We start from the raw sequence: 17,575 nt of genomic DNA, 5'->3' as shown, positions 1-17,575 counted from the left end.
TTACTCGCAACTCGCAACTCGCAACTCGCAACTCGCAACTCGCAACTCGCAACTCGCAACTCGCAACTCGCAACTCGCAACTCGCAACTCAATCCATATTAATAGTCCCGTCGCGCTGTTCATACATGTACGGTGTGGTATGCAGGCCCTCGGTGTAACCCGCTTTTTCCAACCGTTCGCGCACGGCTTTGACATCCTCAGTCGTTACGGGCTTCTCTCTGGCTCCTAAGTAATTGCGGACAAAGGTGATCAATTCTGCCAATTTCTGATCAGACAAAATATCCTCAAAACTCGCCATCGGCATAAAGTTCCGATCTTTGTCTAAATAGGTCGGTTGTAAGCCGCGAATAGTAACTGCAATGGTATTGAACGGGTCTTGGTGCATGATGATCCCGTTATTAAGTAGGGTAGGGGCAATCGGGTCGCGCCCTTTACCATCTTCACCATGACACGCGCCACAGGTTTGGTTATAAGTGGTGTAAATGTCACTTTGATACGCGGTGTCCGTAAAACCGGTCGGTTGCAAGCGTTGGCTGCCTTCCGAGAATAAATTGTTGGTGTCACCGGACAGCAGGTAATAAGACATGGCTTCAATATCATCCCGTGTCATATAACTCAGGCTGTTTTCAATCACATCTGCCATACCAGCAAACGCTGAGCCTTTATCTGAATGACCGGTATGCAAGAAATCCGTCAGTGACGTGATATCCCAGCCGTCAACAAACAATTCAGTGGCGGTAATGCTTGGTGCATTCCACCCATCAATGATGTTGCCTTGGAAGAGACGTTTCTCGTCGAGCGCTTGGGCAATATTGCGGGGGGTGTGACATTCAGAGCAGTGACCCAATCCCGCAACCAGGTATTTCCCTTGTTGCCATTTCTCGACGTTGTCTACTTTGTCATCTAGGGCTGACGGCAGCGTTAAATCTAACGGTGCGGTGTTCATAAACACGATATTCCAGCCTAATAACCCTAAACGAATATTACTCGGGAACATCATTTTATTGTGATTGTTCTGGCGCGAGACCGCCGTAATGGATTGCATGTAATCCCACAAATCCTGCATGTCTTGTTCGGTTACATACTGATACGACGTGTAGGGCATCGCGGGGTACAAATAGCCGTGCTGGCCTTTCCCGTCCACTAAGGCGGCTTTGAAATCCTCAAACGTGTAGCTGCCGATCCCTTCGGTGACATGTGGCGTAATATTGGTGGAATACAGGGTGCCAAAGGGAGTCACAAAAGGGAGTCCCCCAGCGAACGGTTCGCCACCTTCGGCGCTGTGGCAGGCAATACAGTCACCGGCACGCGCAAGGTATTCGCCGCGCTCGAGAGAGGCGGTATCAAACTGCGCCAGTTTTTTGTCTTCATCAAGCCGGGCTTTAGTGATGAATGCCCCCATCGCCAAAATTTCATTGTGACTCAACTGATCACCAAACGCAGGCATCACATTGTTGATCCCATTACGAATGGTGTGTTGGATATCTTCAATGCTGCCACCATGCAGCCAAATGTCATCCGCAAGGGTGGGGATACCCAGTGATTGATTGGCAATGGTGCCGTTGCCGTGGCATGCCGAACAATATTGCATGAAGAGTGCATTACCTAATTCGACTTTCACCGGTGGGACATTGGTGTGCCGGTCGTTGAGCGAGACAATGTAATAAGACATTTTGGCAATTTGATCGGGATTGAGTACATCGACCCAGCCGGGCATCGCACCGTTACGGCCTTTTTCAATGGAATGAATAATGGCCTCGTCGGATCCACCATACAGCCAGACGTTATCGATCAAGTTAGGAAAACGTTTTGCCCCTTGTGCATTGTCGCGGTGACAAGCTGCGCAGTGGGTTTGAAATAATATTCGGCCGGTTGCGACAATTTCTGGTTGAGTCGCCAAAGACGACAAGGAGGTATCTTGAATGCTTTCAAATTGATCGTTGAGGGTGGTGGTCGGCGAACTGAGTTTATCATCGCTCTGTTGCCAAGTGATCAAGCCGGGCCAGTTCCCTAATCCGGGATAAAGAATGAGGTAACCCAGAGACAGCGTGAACGCCACCGCGTATGCCACAAACAACAGTTTCGGTGGTGGAGCATCGTTTTCATCAATGCCATCAAACGTATCGATTACAGTTGTTTGATTGGCTTCGTGATTGCGGCGCCAGTATTGCACAACCACCCCAACCATTAGGGCGAAAAACACCACAGTACAAATGATGGCCCAAAGGTTCCAGAACGTCGCCATTAGTTAGCCTCCTGTGGTAGTGCCGCAGGTTTTGAAGCGGGAATTGCTGCTGGAGCCGAAACCGGTAGAGCAACACGTGATGACTCCGTGTGCGATAGGTGTGTTGTGGTTAGGGCCGTGTCTGACGTGTCAACACCCAGACTTTGCAGGTAACGTATTAAGGCCTCCCCTTTGGATTTCCCCCTGACCTGCAAGCGTGCGTTGTCGATCTCTTGGTCGGTATAGGGCACGCCAAGGGTACGCAGGGTGAGCATTTTGGCGGTGATCCGGTCACCGGTTAAAGCTTGTTCAAACAACCACGGGTAGGCGGGCATGATCGAGGTCGGCACCACTTGGCGCGGGTTGATTAAATGAATGGCATGCCACTGATCGGAATATTTGCGTCCAATGTTGGTCAAATCCGGCCCAGTACGTTTCGACCCCCACAAATTCGGAAACTCATAGATGTCATCCGCTTCTTCATTCGGGCGGCCGTTGCGCTTCACTTCAGGATCAAGCGGGCGAACCATTTGGGTATGGCACACATGGCAGCCTTCACTGATGTAGATGTCTCGCCCCGCCAGTTCAATCGGCGTTAATGGCTTGGCGCGGCTTTTTGCTTTCAAATCGCCGTCATACAGGATGTTGGGTACCACCCATGCCAGCAGCGAGAAAGAGGCGACCACAAAGATGACAAGGATCAGAATCACCACAGATTTGGTAAAATCAGCACTCATATCAAGCCTCCTTTGCCTCGAGGATCACCGGGGAACGCAATGTTTTGTACAGATTGAATGCCATCAGCACCAAACCGAGAACAAACAGTACGCCACCTAAAAAGCGTAAAAATAGCCAAGGGGCTTTGAAGTTCATGGCTTCAACAAAGCTATACACTAATTGCCCGTTTTCACTTTGCGCAAGCCACATGTACCCTTCACCAACCCCTGCGACCCAAAGGGCAACGGCATACAGCAGAATACCGGCGTGAGCGAGCCAGAAATGCCATTTGATGAGCCGTTGAGACCATAGCTGCTCTTTATTCCAGAGTCGGGGAATGAAGTAATAAAATACCGCAATGCCTGACATCCCCACCCAACCCAAGGCGCCGGAGTGCACGTGACCAATGATCCATTCCGTGTTGTGGGCGATCATGTTAAACCAGCGAATAGCAAGTAGCGGGCCTTCAAAGGTCGCCAAGCAGTAGTAAATGATGGCGGAAAAGAAGAACAGCAGGATGTAATCATTTTTCAACTTGGCTTTGTTTTGCAGCAGCGTCATCGCGCTGTTGAACGCGCCCGCCCAAGAGGGCAGCCAGAGGATCAGCGACATGACAATACCGATGTTTTGGACCCACACCGGCACCGAGGAGTAAATCAAATGGTGGGTTCCTGCCCACGTGTAAAAACCGACTAAGCCCCAGAAGTGGATGATGGACAAACGGTAGGAGTAAATCGGCCGTTCTGCCGCTTTCGGGATGAAATAGTAATTCATTCCGATCACCCCGGCGGTGAGCAAGAAACCGACGGCGTTATGTCCCCACCACCATTGCACGATGGCGTCTTGTGCACCGGCATAAACGGAATAGGACTTCATGAAATACGCGGGTAATTCGAGGTTGTTCACCACAAAAATCATCGCAATCACAATGATAAACGCCGCGTAAAACCAATTGGCAACGAAGATGTGTTTGACGGTGCGTTGCGCTAACGTACCAAAGAAAAGGACGGCGTAAAGTACCCATACCACCACGATTAAAATATCGATGGGCCATTCAAGTTCCGCGTACTCTTTTGACGTGGTGTATCCCAAGGGCAGCGAGATGACGGCTAACAGTAAGATAAGCTGCCAGCCCCAAAAGACCATCCACGCTAAACTGCGGTTATACAGGGGACATTGGCAACTGCGTTGCGCGATGTAGAGCGAGGTCCCCATCAAAATATTGACCACAAAGCCGAAGATCACACCAGAGGTGTGTAACGGGCGCAGTCGGCCAAATTGGAAATACTCCGAATCGAAGTTCAGTACGGGCCAGTAGAGCTGTGCGGCCAGAACGACCCCAATCGTCATCCCCACAAACGCCCAAATGAGGGAGGCTACGACAAAATACTTCACCACCTTGATGCTGTAGGGGGCATCGGACATTGGGACGCTCCTTTATTCAGACTCGGTACTCAGGTTTGAGTAATAATAGGAAATATCGCTGATATCTTTTTCTGATAGTGCATCAGCTTGTTGGTGCATTAATACCGCAAGGCCACCGGAGCGTTCACGGGATTGATAACTTCTCAAGGCGGATATCATGTAGGTCATTTTTTGTCCCCGTAGATTGGGGTAGGACTCAATGCTGGATATGCCATTTTCGCCGTGGCAGGTCATGCAAACTTTGGCTTTTTCTTTACCGACATCGAACTGTTCATCAGCAAGCACGGAAAAACTGATGACGACCAGAGCCAATGGCAACATAGCCCATACCTTCACGAGCCGCATTTTGGCGGTAAGTTTACTCACGACATCACTCCTTTTGAGTGTGGTCACGGTGGACTAAGCGGGTGAATCATGCCCAGCCCTCACGACAACGAAACATGCATTAGCGCATCTTCTTATAGTGCTTACGAGGCACGTTAGATCAAAAATATAGTCGCTGGGTATGGGCTCAACAAGGTGGAAGGGGGAATTGCTTGCCACAATAAATGCGGTTTCGAATAGAAAAAATTCAACGTCATAAAAGAAAAATGCATCACTGCGATGCAATTGGCGGTGGTGCAATATACTCAATCGGCATCAAAAAAGGCTGAGTATGAGAAATGAAAGGAAGATTGAAAAAGTGGAAATATAAATAATTGGCAGTGTTTAGATTGAATTTTGAACGGTTAAATAACGTTAAAAATATATTTTTTGGTTTAGATCACAAAAACATAAATACGCAAAATGAATATAAAAAAGCAATTTATTCGAGATTGTGAATATCCTTGGTGCGTCAATATATTGACGATGTGTGATGGTATCACGACGGTGAGGGTGAAAGCCCAGTAAAACAGGCTTTAGTGTCACTAACTTTGACTGGTAACTTGGAGCGAGATCACGTTTTTAATTTTCTTTGAGTGCATTTTTATGCATGCTTTTTGGACGCACATTGTGTTTTTGGTGTATTGATGCATGAAAATTTCTTGGGTACATTTCGCGAATAGTTTTCAGGGATGTACGGTTGTTTATAGTGGATAAAAAAATATTTACTCGGTTTTTCACTGCTTTATGCCTTATGGGTATATCTGGTGTTGTCGTTGCCGAACCGTATCTTACCCTTCAAGGTTATGGTGACACTCAGCACCAAGCTGAAATGGATGCCAAGCAGCAACTGGCCTTACGTATCTACAGCAAAGTGGATGTTTCTGAGGAAACACGCCAATCAAAAGTCGATGGCAACGTCTCGTCACACTATGAAATGCGTTCGACTATTACGTCATTGCCTATTGAAGTGCAATACATGGAGACGGTCAGCGTTAATTGTGATGCGTCACCTTGCCTGTATCAATTCCAGATCGATAAAACAAAATGGATTGCTTCACTCAAACAAGATGTTGCTGAATACCACGATATTATTTCAGATTATTTAACCGTGGTTGGTAAACAGTGGCGTGATATTAAACGCTTGGAAAAAATACAAGCGGATCTGCTGAAGAGTGAGCAAGCCTTAATCATTTTATCGTCATTGGATGCGGATGACATCGCCTTATTCCAAGATAAACAATCCCGTTTAACTCGCCGTGTCGCTCGTTACGAAAGTGGTGTAAGCATTGCTTTTCGCGGGGCGGCTGACAGCTTTGCGTCAGAGATGAAAGCGGCGTTAACGGCTTCCCGTGTTGCGTCAGCGCAAGGGGATATCACGGTTTATATCAAAACCCTGACCAAGAAAGGCAAACAAGCCAACCAGTTTGTGGCAAAGCAAACGGTGTTATTACAGATTTTTGAGGCCAACAACCCCAGCGTGGTTGTGGCACAAAAGCAGCTGTCAGCGATAGGCAAATCGTTGACAAGCTCTGACAGCGCACTTGAAGAGGCGCGTCAGCAAATAATTAAAACAGTAAAAACGCACTCTATTTACTCATTGTTAGATTAAAAGGACAAAAAAATGCTTAAGAAGACAGTAATGGCGGCTCTTGTGGTTTCTGCACTAGCGGGCTGTTCAGCAATGGAAGGTATGACATCAGCGACTGTAGACCGCGCTGAAGTAAGCCAAAACCTAGCAAAAACCTGTGCTGAACTTGGCGAGAAATACACACCAGTTTCTGTTGCTGTTGATACTGCGTCACAAGCAATGGTATCGATTCAAAAGCGTCAGTGTTCTGTATTTGGTGAGTACCGTACACTGGCTTCTAAGCATGCAGACGTAGCCGGTTTCCTTGCGGTTAACGCAGACAAATCTGACGAAGAGTTATTGGTTGCGATGAACGAGTTTGATGCTGGCAAACCGGCTAAAAAGAAAATTCGTCCACAAGTAGAAGCTTACAAGAATGCGTCTGATGCGATTTTTGATAAGAACGTACAATTGGCGGCTGATCTAGCGATTCAAGCTGCGAAGATCACTTACATCGCAACCCAAAACGGCACAGCACTTGCGCAAGACACCATGAAAGGTGGCCTAGGTTCTATTTTCGCATCATTGTCAAATGAAACGAAAAAAGAAGGCGAGAAGGAAGAAGTGGTACCTGTAGTAGAAGCATACAACGAGCTAAAAGCACGTTCTGTACTTGCTTACGATGCGAACGATCTGATCTCTATGGATAAGAACACCATCGAGCAGCTAGAGAACCTAGACAAAGTGCTAGCTGAGAAAGTGAAAGCGTAATGAAACTGACTCACATTGCCGGTGTAGTGGCAGTGAGTTTGGCCCTTGCTGGTTGTCAGACCAGCAAAGGTAGCCAGACTTACTCAGCAGAAAGTAATGCAGGTAACTCTTCGCTGATTATCGGCAAATCAGCAGATGCATTTAACAATGAAGACATCGAAGTGCCTGCGTATTTCAATACGCAAGGGCTTGATTTCTGTACTTATGATGTAGAGCGTGAAGATCCACGCTGTCCATTGGCGAAAAAAACGATCCGCATCTACTTCGGTGATGTGAATACGGATTTGAGCGCCACGCTAAAAGGGCAGTCTGCAGGCGTATTTAACGCGATGCACACCAGCATCAACCAGTACAAATCGAAAGCGTTGGAAAACACACTGGAAAACCAGTTTGCCGGTGTGAACCGTTTTCGCATTCTGACTCGCGACACTGACTCTGTAAACGCCATGATGGAAGAAATTCTGGCGGATGAAGGCGCGGTGAAAGTGGCGACGAAAAAAGCCAAGAGCACACCGCTGTCTACCGATTACGCCATGAAAGTGGACGTATTGAAAACCGGTGACATGTTGTTTGGTTCGACCCAATCGTTGTTCCAGACATCAATGGAAATGACTGTGGGTGTGATCAACCCGTATACCCGTGAAAAGCTGAGCTACCCGAATGTGGGTAAAATCCGCGTGTCGAACTTCGACGTGCGTGAGAAAAACAGCTTCACCACCGTGATTGCCAACGGTGAATACTACCGCGGCTTTAACTACACCAGTGGTAAAGATGTCGGCGCCGTACTTAACGAAATGTCGTCTCGCGGTTTTGACATCATGCTGTCGCGTTTGCTGACTGAAATGCCATCAACGGCACAAGTTGTCGGTATTAAAGGCGATCGTATCTCCCTTGACCGTGGCCAGAATGCCGGCGTATTGCCAAATGAAACCATGGTGGTGTTTGAATACAGCGCTGGGTTTGTTGAGCCAATCGGCGTGGCAACGGTAAATCCGAGCATGCAGAGTGCACAAGGCAAAATTGTACGCTGGAAAGACAGCAACCTGGCTGACCAAGTACAAGAGCAAGCCGAAGAAGGCATTTACCGTCCTGACCGCAACCGTCGTTTATTCGCGGTTAGCGTTGGCGTACCTGCAGAGTTCATGAAGGACCGTAGCACATGGGTAGAAAAGGGTTAACTCACGGCGTTGCGCTGAGTACCTTGTTCGTTTGCCTGTCTGCATCCGCTTTAGAGCTAGATATGAGCCAGCCTTCGTCGCTGGCTCTTGTCGAACAAGGGTGTGCATACGGACGCGGTGCCATGGCCATTGAAGCCGCCAAAGCCGAAGGATTAAACAGCCTTCGGCTCTTTTTACAGGGCGAAACCTCCTTTTCGTTCACAACCGATGAGTCCATGTTGCTTGATGAGCAATTTGATCAAGCCACGCGTGATGTGCTGATTTCAGGCATTGCACAAGGCAACGTTCGCGCGGATTTCGGCCGACCAGAGATTCAGGGTGATGATACCTGTGTGACGGTACGACTGATGCCACCGGCAGACGATGCCATGTCAGGCGATGACGACGGTATCACGTGGGACGATGAACCGACCCTGTCTGTTGTGGTAACCGGTGAAGGCCTATACGACAAAAAATCGGGACTGACGGCCCGTCAAGCGGCCGAGCAAGATGCGTTTCGTCGCGCCATCAGTCAAGCCCTTGGCGTGATGGTGAAGTCGGGCTACTTGCAGCAAATGTACTCAAGTATGTCGGCGAGCACCAATAACGATGACTTCAATATTGAAGAAGTCACGCGCCAATCGTTGTCAATGCAATCCCAAGGCATGATCACCAGCTGGAATGAAATTTCCAGTCAAGCATTGGCTGGTGGTGGTTTAGCCGTGACGCTGGACGTCAATGTTGAGCGTCAGAAGATGCAAGACAAAGTCGCACAGCTCCTCAAGAGCTTGGGCCAACCGTCTGTGCATATCAATGCGCGGTTACCGGTCGTGAAAAGCGTATTTTCTGAGACATTGGCCAACATGGGGTTTGATCTTTCCCCGCATTCGGCACAGTCGAGCATCATTTTGGATGTGATGGAAAAAGCGAAAGTGACGCCATCGGGATTGCAGCTAGAAATCACCGCGGTGATGCGTGATCGCGTGGGTAATCAATACGCGACGTGGCGTAATGATCCGACCTTCATGACCTTGCCGAACAAGCCAGGCATGCTGGATCAATTAGCGGAAGTGCATTTTGCCCTCGAGGATAATCAGCAAGCGATCCGTGCACAGCTTCAGTCTGCTGCCGAAAATATGGCTATGCGCGGTGGCCCTGTACGCGAAGTAATTTTCTCGCCAAGTGCGGCGGGTCAACAAGGGCAATTGTTTACCTTGTTAAGCGCGATTAACGGTGTGTCAGACATCAAAATAGCGAAAAAATCGAACAAAGTGGTGGTGCAGCTGCGTTCACTCAGTAACGCCAGTGATCTGGCTCAGTATATCGAGCCGACGCTACGTGTTCACCAGCCAAAATACCGTTCAAAGCTCAGTGTGATGAATGAATATCAGATCAGTGTGCTGTAAAAGAAATTTAGGAATATCCATGTTTAAACAAACTTTGCTGTCGCTGCTTTTAGCGACCACGTTCAATACCGCTCATGCCAGTGTTGATTTCGATCTGAACGACTTGGTACCCGCARCGTCTGCGACAGAAGAAACACAATCGGTTGATACTTCTGACGTAAAAGAAGTGGGTGATGTGATTGTTGCTGACGATCCAAAAGCCGCGGTATTAGTCGCACACCAGAGCCTGATTGAAGATGAAGGCGACGGCGTGAAAATGATCGCCGTGAGTTCTGGCGTTGGCATTCTGTCTACCGGTTCTGGCAGCTACGAGACGTACGAAAACCGTAACGCGACCTTGCTATCAAAGCGTGCGGCTTACATGAAAGCGTTCCAAATCGCTAAGAAGCAATTGGTTGAAAACATGGAAGGCATGCAGAATCTGTGTGCGACCGCTGTAAATGAAACGATGGACGTGATTGATACCGCGACCGACAGCGTTGCAAACACGACCAGCATGATGAGCGACAACTGTGCCGAGTCCGTAAAAGGCGCATTGGCCGGTTACGTGACGTTTGACGTATACGATGATCCGGCTGAAAAGTTGGTGCGTGTTAGCTTGATTTCAACGCCGAAAACGCGTGAGCAAACCAAACGTAAAGTGGGTGCATTGACGCAAACGACAGAGCCGAATGCCATCTTCAAACAGATCATCGGTGATCTACAGGCTGGCGTAATGCCCCCTGTTGGTGCGAAAGTGATCACTAACCCTGAGACGGGTGAATCCTTCGTACTGGGCTTCGGTTCGTCTATCATCCGCGATAACAAGAACAAGAGCGTGCAGCGCAAACTGTTGGCTATGTCGAAATCGCAAGCGCAAGCAAAAGCCCGTAACGGCCTGATTGCTGTGATGCAGGGTGAAGAAGTGTACTGGGAAGGCGGTTTCACTGAAAACCAGCTAGAGAAGAACGAGCAGTTCAGCTACCCAGCAGACAGCATTAACCCAGCAGATGCGACGGCACTGGCTGAAGATAAGCACACGTTCATGAACAACATGAAGTCAGCAGACTCTTACAAGTCATTCGCCGCAGGCAAAGTGCCACCGGGTGTGTCGGTTAAAACGTTCAAGAGCAGCGACGGTGATTGGATGCTAGCGGTGGCCGTGTATGCGCCATCACTGGAATCGGCAGCGAAGCAAGCCGCCGCAGAAAACAAGCAGCGTGTACGTGAAGGCAAAAACACCGGTTCAGCACACAAAGTGGGCACAACCGGTGGTTTGACCGAAGGTGGTAACAATGCACAAGGCCCATCAGGCCAAGTTAGCAATGTTAGCGATCTGTAAGTACAGAGCATGGTGGCTGGCAGGCTTAATGAGCCTGCCAGCCATGGCCGATCAAGCGTCAGCGAGCACGGCGTCACCGTCGATGCGCTGGGAATTTGCCGGTACGACGTATGACGTAAAGGGGGGATCGTCCAACTTTACGGTGACGGTCAGCCGTCAATCCCCATTATCGGGCAATCAGATGAAAGCCTTGTGTCGCAAAGGGCTGGGCTTGCCGTTACGTGCGGACTACGAAGACGCGTTGATTGCCAAAGGTTTGATCAGCGAGCGCTTTTCAACGTGGCCGATGACTAACCTTCGTTATGATTTGTCGGATATCCGTTACCGCGATGTGGGCAGTACCATAGCATCTTGTTCCGCCACATTAACCGATACCGGTACCGCGATAAACTTAGACTCGACCGCCTTGAGCTACGCTGTGGCGTATTATGCGACCCAGCAGTACAGCGCCATTAAGCCGATATTGCCGTATTTGATGAAGCAACCGTTGGTCGCGATGGATGCCGCGGGCCTCGTCACTCTTCTGCTTAGTCAGCAAGATAATGCGAAAGCGACCGCATATTTCCAGCAATATGTGGATGTGAATGCGATCCAGACGGATGACATCATTTTGCGCCTTGCACAATGGCAATACGGGCAAGACTTGGCCGCGAGTTTGACCATTGCCCAGCAATGTCAGAGTGCTGCATGCCAACAATTTACAGTCCAAGTGGAAGATGAACTGGCCGCGCAGGAAGAAGCCTCTGTTGGCGACCTCGACGCGTATTTCTAACGCTTGCAATAAGGAAATTCCACACAATGAAATGTAGACACGGCGTATTGGCCATTGCCATCAACGTGTTGTTGATGGGCAATGTACAGGCGAACGATCCTTTTGCTGAACTCGATCAAGCTGTCACGGAAATGTCAGCGGACCACACCGACGAGTTCACACAGTGGTATGCCCAACACATTGAAGAGTTTAATCAATGGCAGATGGCGAACCTCGAAAGATGGGACAAGCAAAAGCAAAGCGCGTTGAATACCTGGGGTGACACCAGCACCGACTCGCAAGGCGTGATTGTGGTGTATGACCCGCAACAAGCCTCACGGACCGTGATTGATCTGGAAAAAGGTGAAATCACGATCAGCTACAAGTTGCCAGACACGCCAGCCGACGAACACGCGGCGGCAAAATCGGCAGTACAGCCAGCGGTTGAGTTGGAAAAAATTGATCAAGTGATCGCGAAAAACAGCCAGCTGTTGAACGACATGGGGATCGATACGCCGAAAAAGGTGACTGCTCAGCAGGTGGAAGTGAAGGCGTTGACGCCGGATCAGAACGAGCTGGCAAAGGTGAAGCAAGAGATCAAAGCGCAAACCGACCGCCAGATGAGTCAGCTTGATATCTATGTTGAGCAAGACGAAAAGCCGGTGCTGACGCAAGCCCAGAAAGATGTGCTGATTGCTAAGCAAAAGCAGATCATGAAGGAAAATGAGGCCAAACGTCTGAAGCAAATGGAAAGTAATTTTGCGCAGACACAGGTGAAGTTCCAGCGTTCTTCGGCGCAAGTGGTGGAGTACAAATCCAGCATTCCGAAATCAGCCATGTCTGATCGTGCTAAGCACTACCTGCCGTTCATTTATGCAGAAAGCGAGAAGCATGAACTGCCAGCGCCGTTGGTATTGGCGATTATGCACACGGAATCTCACTTTAACCCGAAAGCGAAATCTCACGTGCCAGCCTACGGTTTGATGCAAATTGTACCGACCACAGCGGGGCATGATGTGAACAAGCTATTTCGTGGTAAAGACAAGCCGATGAAAGCGTCGGAGTTGTATAACCCGAAAATCAACATCGAAACGGGTACGGCGTATTTGAAGATTTTGGATAGCCGCTATTTGCGTGGCATCAAAGACGAAGAAAGCGCGACGTATGCGGTTATTGCCGCTTATAACACCGGTTCGGGCAACATTGCGAAAGCTTTTGGCGAGCGCAGCGTACGCGCGGCGATCAAGAAAATCAATGCGATGAGCTCAGAGCAAGTCTATTACCACCTTTTGGCTAATTTGCCGTACGAAGAAACGCGCAATTACCTGAAGAAAGTGAATAAGCGCATGCAAACCTATCAGCAGCATGAAACGTACTCCATGATTTAATAAGGACACTCAAATGAAAAAATCACTGTTATCAGCAGCCATGCTTGCTGTGCTAATGACTGGCTGTGCATCTCAAGAATCAGCACCTGTAGCGCCAACGACAAACACCGCGCCACCATTGCCAGCATGGGTAATGAGCCCGGCGTCGGCAAACGGCTACGCAGCGTCTAACTGCGTGGCAGCAACCGGCAACTTTTCAGTAGACCGTAACCACGCGGTGTCGCTAACGCGTAATACGTTGGCACAGAACATGAATTTGAAAGCGAGCGTGCTGGAAAAAACGTATCAAAAAATGGACTCAGCGGCAGGCCAAACATCAACAGGTACGTCGTTTGAGCAAATCGCAAAGCAGATCGCGAGCGTCACGCTGCAGAAGAGCCAAGTTGAGCAAATTGCTGTGGTAAACATTGCCGGTGTTGATCAAGTGTGTTCACTGGTAACGATGCCAAAGATCGAAAGTGAGAAAGCCTTCCAAGTGTTGGCCGATGCGAGCGGTGCGATTGATCCAAGCGACAAGGCTGCCTTGTACAAAGAGTTCATGAGCCAGAAAACGGCCAAAGAACTGGAAAAGCAAGTGAACACTTTGTCTGCGGACATTCCTGCGCCGGTAAAACCTGAAGTAYCAGCGAAAGCATAATTGCGGTCTGCCTCTGCGCAGAATTAGGGTATGAAAGAAAAAACGCCCACCGAAGTGATTCGGTGGGCGTTTCGTTTTTAGCGGTATCGTGGGTGCCGATATCCTTAAGCGGTATGGTTGCGATATGGAAAAAGCGTTGAATGCATGCTGCCTTGTTTTCAGTAAGTGTTTGCTTTACCAATCATTCACAAAACAGTAACAGTGTAATAGGATGAAAGTGAAAATAAGATCGTAGTGAAATGGGATAGAGGATAAAGGGAATGATAAATAATTCGACTGCTGCAATCTCCGCTGTGTTACTGGCCGCGTCATCAGGTGCCTTACAGGCAGAAGAATCTGTTGATCCGTTTCTTTGGCTGGAAGAGGTGCATGGTGAAAAAGCCATTGATTGGGTCAAAGCGCAAAATGCCACCTCCAGCGCCTACCTGAAAAAAGTCTCAACGTTTGACCAGCTTTACCAAGACAGTTTAGCCATCATGAACGCGGAAGATCGCCTCGCGCATCCGACCCGCCGTGGCCAGTATTATTATAACTTTTGGCAAGACAGTACCCACGTAAAGGGCATTTATCGCCGTACCACGGAAGCCGAGTATCGCAAAGCGAGTCCGAAATGGGAAACCGTGATTGATTTCGATGCCCTCGCCAAAGCCGATAACGAAGATTGGGTGTTCAAAGGCACCACGTGTTTAGAGCCGGGCTTCAAGCGATGCATGATTGCCTTGTCACGCGGCGGTGCCGATGCGATAGAGCTGCGTGAGTTTGATATGGGCACCAAGCAGTTTGTAAAAGACGGCTTTGTGTTGCCAGAGGCCAAGACGGGCGTGTCATGGGTAGACGGCGATCACTTACTGGTGGGAACGGATTTTGGTGAGGGCAGTTTGACGAGCTCTGGCTACCCGCGTGTGATTAAACTCTGGAAGCGCGGTACGCCATTAAAAGAAGCCAGTGTCGTGTTTGAGGGGGAACCGGATTCCTTCCTGACCCACTCGCAAACTTACCATGATGGCGACAATACCTTGAATATCATCAGTGAAGGAAAAACCTTCTTCACGTTTGATCATTTTCTTTTCGATAATGAGACGCCAAAGCCATTAACGTTGCCAGACAGTGTGGTGATTGCCGGCATATTCCGTGGCAACGTATTCTTTATGTTGCGGGACGATCTCACGTTCCAGGATCAGACGTTGCCAACGGGCAGTATTGTTTATGCATCGGTTGCCTCTTTGTTGACCAAGACGCCTGACTATCAATTGTTTGTGAAACCCGCCGCCAATGCCACGGTGAATGCGCTTGAGTTTACCGCGAATCACATTGTGGTGAATTGGCTGGAAGATGTGACCAACCGAGTGACGGTGTATCAGTTAGCCAAGGACGGGCAGTCAGTGAAGAACAAGTGGGTATCACGTGATATTCCACTGGAGAAAAATGGCAACATTCAGGTGTTTAACGCCTCGCAAGCGAACGATGATTTCTTTGTGGAGTATTCAAGCTTCCTGACGCCACCGTCGTTCTACCAAGTGACAGCAGCCGATGGCAAGATCACGTCACTGAAGACCAGTCCAGTGCGGTTTGATGCTTCTGATATGGAAGTGAATCAGCACTTTGTTACGTCTAAAGACGGTACGCGCGTGCCGTATTTTTTGATCAGTAAAAAAGGCATCAAGCTCGATGGCAGTAACCCAACCATTTTGTATGGTTACGGGGGCTTTCAGGCCAGCATGGAACCGTTTCACAGCAGCTTGATCGGGAAAAACTGGTTAGAGCGTGGTGGGGTGTTCGTGTTGTCGAACATCCGTGGTGGCGGCGAATACGGCCCTGAGTGGCACCAAGCGGCATTGAAGCATAACCGCCATAAAGCCTATGAAGATTTTGAAGCCATCGCGGAAGATCTGATCGCCCGTAAGGTGACCTCATCAAAGCACCTTGGTATTCAAGGGGGCAGTAACGGTGGTCTGCTTGTGGGCGCGGCCGTCACCCGTCGACCGGATCTGTACAACGCGGTGGTGTGTCAGGTGCCGCTACTCGACATGAAGCGCTTTAACAAGTTGCTGGCGGGGGCCAGTTGGATGGCCGAATACGGCAACCCGGATGATGAAAACGATTGGGCGTACATCAAAACCTATTCGCCGTACCACAACGTAAGGGCGGAGGAGAGTTACCCTAAAATCTTCTTTACGACCTCAACCCGAGATGATCGTGTTCATCCTGCGCATGCGCGCAAAATGGTCGCTCTGATGCAGGCACAAGGTCACGATGTGTTGTATTACGAAAACCTTGAAGGGGGGCATGCAGGGGCGTCAAACAATAACAGCCGTGCTGAGTTGTATGCAAAAACCTACAGCTATTTGATTGATCGTCTGTTCTAAGTCCGATCTCGCTATTTTCTGTTATCTCTTTATCCCAAGCACAAGGAGCGCATCATGCGCTCCTTTTTATTTTGTTTTTTGTTATTTTGGTTTTTGTTATTTGGGTTTCTTGGTCAGCAGAAATTGGCGATCACTGCTGACCACCATGTTATGGCGCAGGAAATTCTTTCCTAAAATCATGCTGTATGTAAACCGGCTGCGATCACGCAGATTGACGGCCACTGTATGCGTCATGTCGCCCAGCGTGACGGTCATGTTCACCACTGGCCGTGAACTGCCGTGTTCGCCGTCCCGCGCTTTGATTTTCATGATCCGCACCACTTCCCGCGTGAGCGTTCTTTTGGCGCCTTGATGGTTACGGTAGGTGAACGTGACCATGGACTTGCCGTTTTTACGAAAGTTTTTGATGTCGGTGGCATCCATCGAACTGATGTCGGCACCGGTATCGAGTTTGGCGGGGAAGCGCATGCCTTCCACGTGCACGGTTTCAATGTAACCGGCGTGGGCGGGTTTGTGTTTTTCCAGTAAGTGCGTCGAGCGGGTATTCACATAGAGATCGCCCGGCACCAGTTCGGGGCTGATCATCAGTTCGGTTTCGCCGTGTTGTTTTTTCTCTAATTTGCCCAGCGCAATGTCTTTGGTGAGGGTGTCTGTCGGCAGGGTGATGTCCATACTCACGATGGGGCGGACTTGTTCACCAATGCGGATTTTGCGCTTAACCGGTTTGTCGATACTGTGGATCTTGCCCGTCACATCGGTCATCACGTAATGCACCATGCGGGTGTAGTCCGCTTGTTTCTCGTCAATCCGTTCGACTTTTAGGAGAGGCGTTTTGATGGTGGCCGATGGGGTGGCGTTAATGGTGACATCATCAACCACCAGTGATTCAAGGGCACTGATCATCAATGCTTGGTCATCATCCGCCAATTGGCTGAGCTGCTGACGAGGCTGTTTGCTTAAATCGGTATTGCCTAAGTTAACAACGAAGAACTGGTTTAAGGCTTCTGTGCCAAGCCGGAGTTGACTGCTGTGTTTAGAGCGATCACGCAGGTAGACCAAAATAGGGTACGAGTCGTCACCAAACCGCACATTCACGTACACCATAGGGCGCTTGCTATTGGTAAAGCGAAGCATTTTATACAGCGGCAGGGTGAGTGTTTTTCGCTTGTTATTTTCGCCTTCTAGTGAAAACGAAACAGTACGCTTTTCATGGTCAATTTTGATCTTCTTTGCATGCAAAATGCTGTATTTATTATCAAACGACATGCTCACCGCCAGCGGGATGCTGCCTATTTTGGCTTGTTCTTTGCGGCCAATCAGCGTGGCATTGGGTTGTTCGCGTAAATAATCGAAACCCGCATCCACCCAAGCATTGCCTTTTAAAAAGGTTTTGCCGACCAATAAGGGATACGAAAAACCGTCACGGTTGGCCAAGTTGACTTCGGTGGTGGCCGTTCGATCACCAATGGTGAGGTTGAG

At 49.2% G+C, this 17,575-nt stretch carries 13 protein-coding genes and 1 pseudogene; 9 read left to right on the top strand and 5 right to left on the bottom strand.

Annotation, left to right across the window (positions count from 1 at the left end; translation table 11 throughout):
* Positions 1-88: 88 nt before the first annotated feature.
* The 4 genes and pseudogenes from L4C36_RS20075 to L4C36_RS20060 form a co-directional block, all read right to left on the bottom strand.
* Positions 89-2,245 carry a c-type cytochrome gene (locus L4C36_RS20075; protein WP_428479576.1) on the bottom strand — a complete coding sequence of 719 codons (2,157 nt, stop codon included), beginning with the start codon at positions 2,243-2,245 and terminating at the stop codon, positions 89-91.
* Between the two features lie 122 nt (positions 2,246-2,367).
* Positions 2,368-2,961: pseudogene (locus tag L4C36_RS20070) on the bottom strand (cbb3-type cytochrome c oxidase subunit II); the annotation flags it as partial.
* 1 nt (position 2,962) lies between these two features.
* Complete coding sequence (ccoN, locus tag L4C36_RS20065) at positions 2,963-4,366, bottom strand: cytochrome-c oxidase, cbb3-type subunit I (protein WP_428479575.1); 1,404 nt, start codon at positions 4,364-4,366, stop codon at positions 2,963-2,965.
* Positions 4,367-4,378: 12 nt separating this feature from the next.
* A complete protein-coding gene (locus L4C36_RS20060) occupies positions 4,379-4,687 on the bottom strand; it encodes a c-type cytochrome (protein WP_428479582.1) in 309 nt (102 codons plus the stop codon).
* Positions 4,688-5,483: 796 nt separating this feature from the next.
* Here L4C36_RS20060 and L4C36_RS20055 point away from each other — a divergent pair.
* From L4C36_RS20055 to L4C36_RS20015, 9 genes are all read left to right on the top strand, one after another.
* Positions 5,484-6,341, top strand: coding sequence for a hypothetical protein (locus L4C36_RS20055; protein WP_428479574.1), 858 nt, complete (start codon positions 5,484-5,486; stop codon positions 6,339-6,341).
* A gap of 12 nt (positions 6,342-6,353) precedes the next feature.
* Entirely contained in the window at positions 6,354-7,070 is a 717-nt protein-coding gene (locus tag L4C36_RS20050; RefSeq protein WP_428479573.1) for a hypothetical protein, read from the top strand.
* On the top strand, positions 7,070-8,248 hold the full coding sequence (locus L4C36_RS20045; protein WP_428479572.1) for a hypothetical protein: 1,179 nt from the start codon (positions 7,070-7,072) through the stop codon (positions 8,246-8,248). The genes L4C36_RS20050 and L4C36_RS20045 overlap by 1 nt, the downstream gene beginning before the upstream one ends.
* Positions 8,230-9,633, top strand: coding sequence for a hypothetical protein (locus L4C36_RS20040; protein ID WP_428479571.1), 1,404 nt, complete (start codon positions 8,230-8,232; stop codon positions 9,631-9,633). Before L4C36_RS20045 ends, L4C36_RS20040 begins: the two co-directional genes overlap by 19 nt.
* A 19-nt stretch (positions 9,634-9,652) precedes the next feature.
* The gene (locus L4C36_RS20035; protein ID WP_428479570.1) at positions 9,653-10,954 is read left to right on the top strand and encodes a hypothetical protein; all 1,302 of its coding nucleotides are present in this window, start codon (positions 9,653-9,655) and stop codon (positions 10,952-10,954) included.
* On the top strand, positions 10,908-11,726 hold the full coding sequence (locus tag L4C36_RS20030) for a hypothetical protein (RefSeq protein ID WP_428479569.1): 819 nt from the start codon (positions 10,908-10,910) through the stop codon (positions 11,724-11,726). Before L4C36_RS20035 ends, L4C36_RS20030 begins: the two co-directional genes overlap by 47 nt.
* A gap of 26 nt (positions 11,727-11,752) precedes the next feature.
* Positions 11,753-13,093, top strand: a complete 1,341-nt coding sequence (locus tag L4C36_RS20025; protein ID WP_428479568.1) for a transglycosylase SLT domain-containing protein — start codon at positions 11,753-11,755, stop codon at positions 13,091-13,093.
* Positions 13,094-13,106: 13 nt separating this feature from the next.
* Positions 13,107-13,730 (top strand): hypothetical protein, encoded by a 624-nt coding sequence (locus tag L4C36_RS20020; protein WP_428479567.1) that lies wholly within the window; start codon positions 13,107-13,109, stop codon positions 13,728-13,730.
* 260 nt (positions 13,731-13,990) lie between these two features.
* Entirely contained in the window at positions 13,991-16,096 is a 2,106-nt protein-coding gene (locus tag L4C36_RS20015) for a prolyl oligopeptidase family serine peptidase (RefSeq protein WP_428479566.1), read from the top strand.
* A gap of 96 nt (positions 16,097-16,192) precedes the next feature.
* Here L4C36_RS20015 and L4C36_RS20010 read toward each other — a convergent pair.
* The coding region (locus L4C36_RS20010; protein ID WP_428479565.1) for an ATP-dependent zinc protease family protein at positions 16,193-17,575 on the bottom strand (1,383 nt) is incomplete at its 5' end.

The sequence above is a fragment of the Photobacterium japonica genome, assembly GCF_050337005.1.
Classification (GTDB): domain Bacteria; phylum Pseudomonadota; class Gammaproteobacteria; order Enterobacterales; family Vibrionaceae; genus Photobacterium; species Photobacterium japonica.
This window is presented reverse-complemented; position numbering and strand designations above follow the sequence as displayed.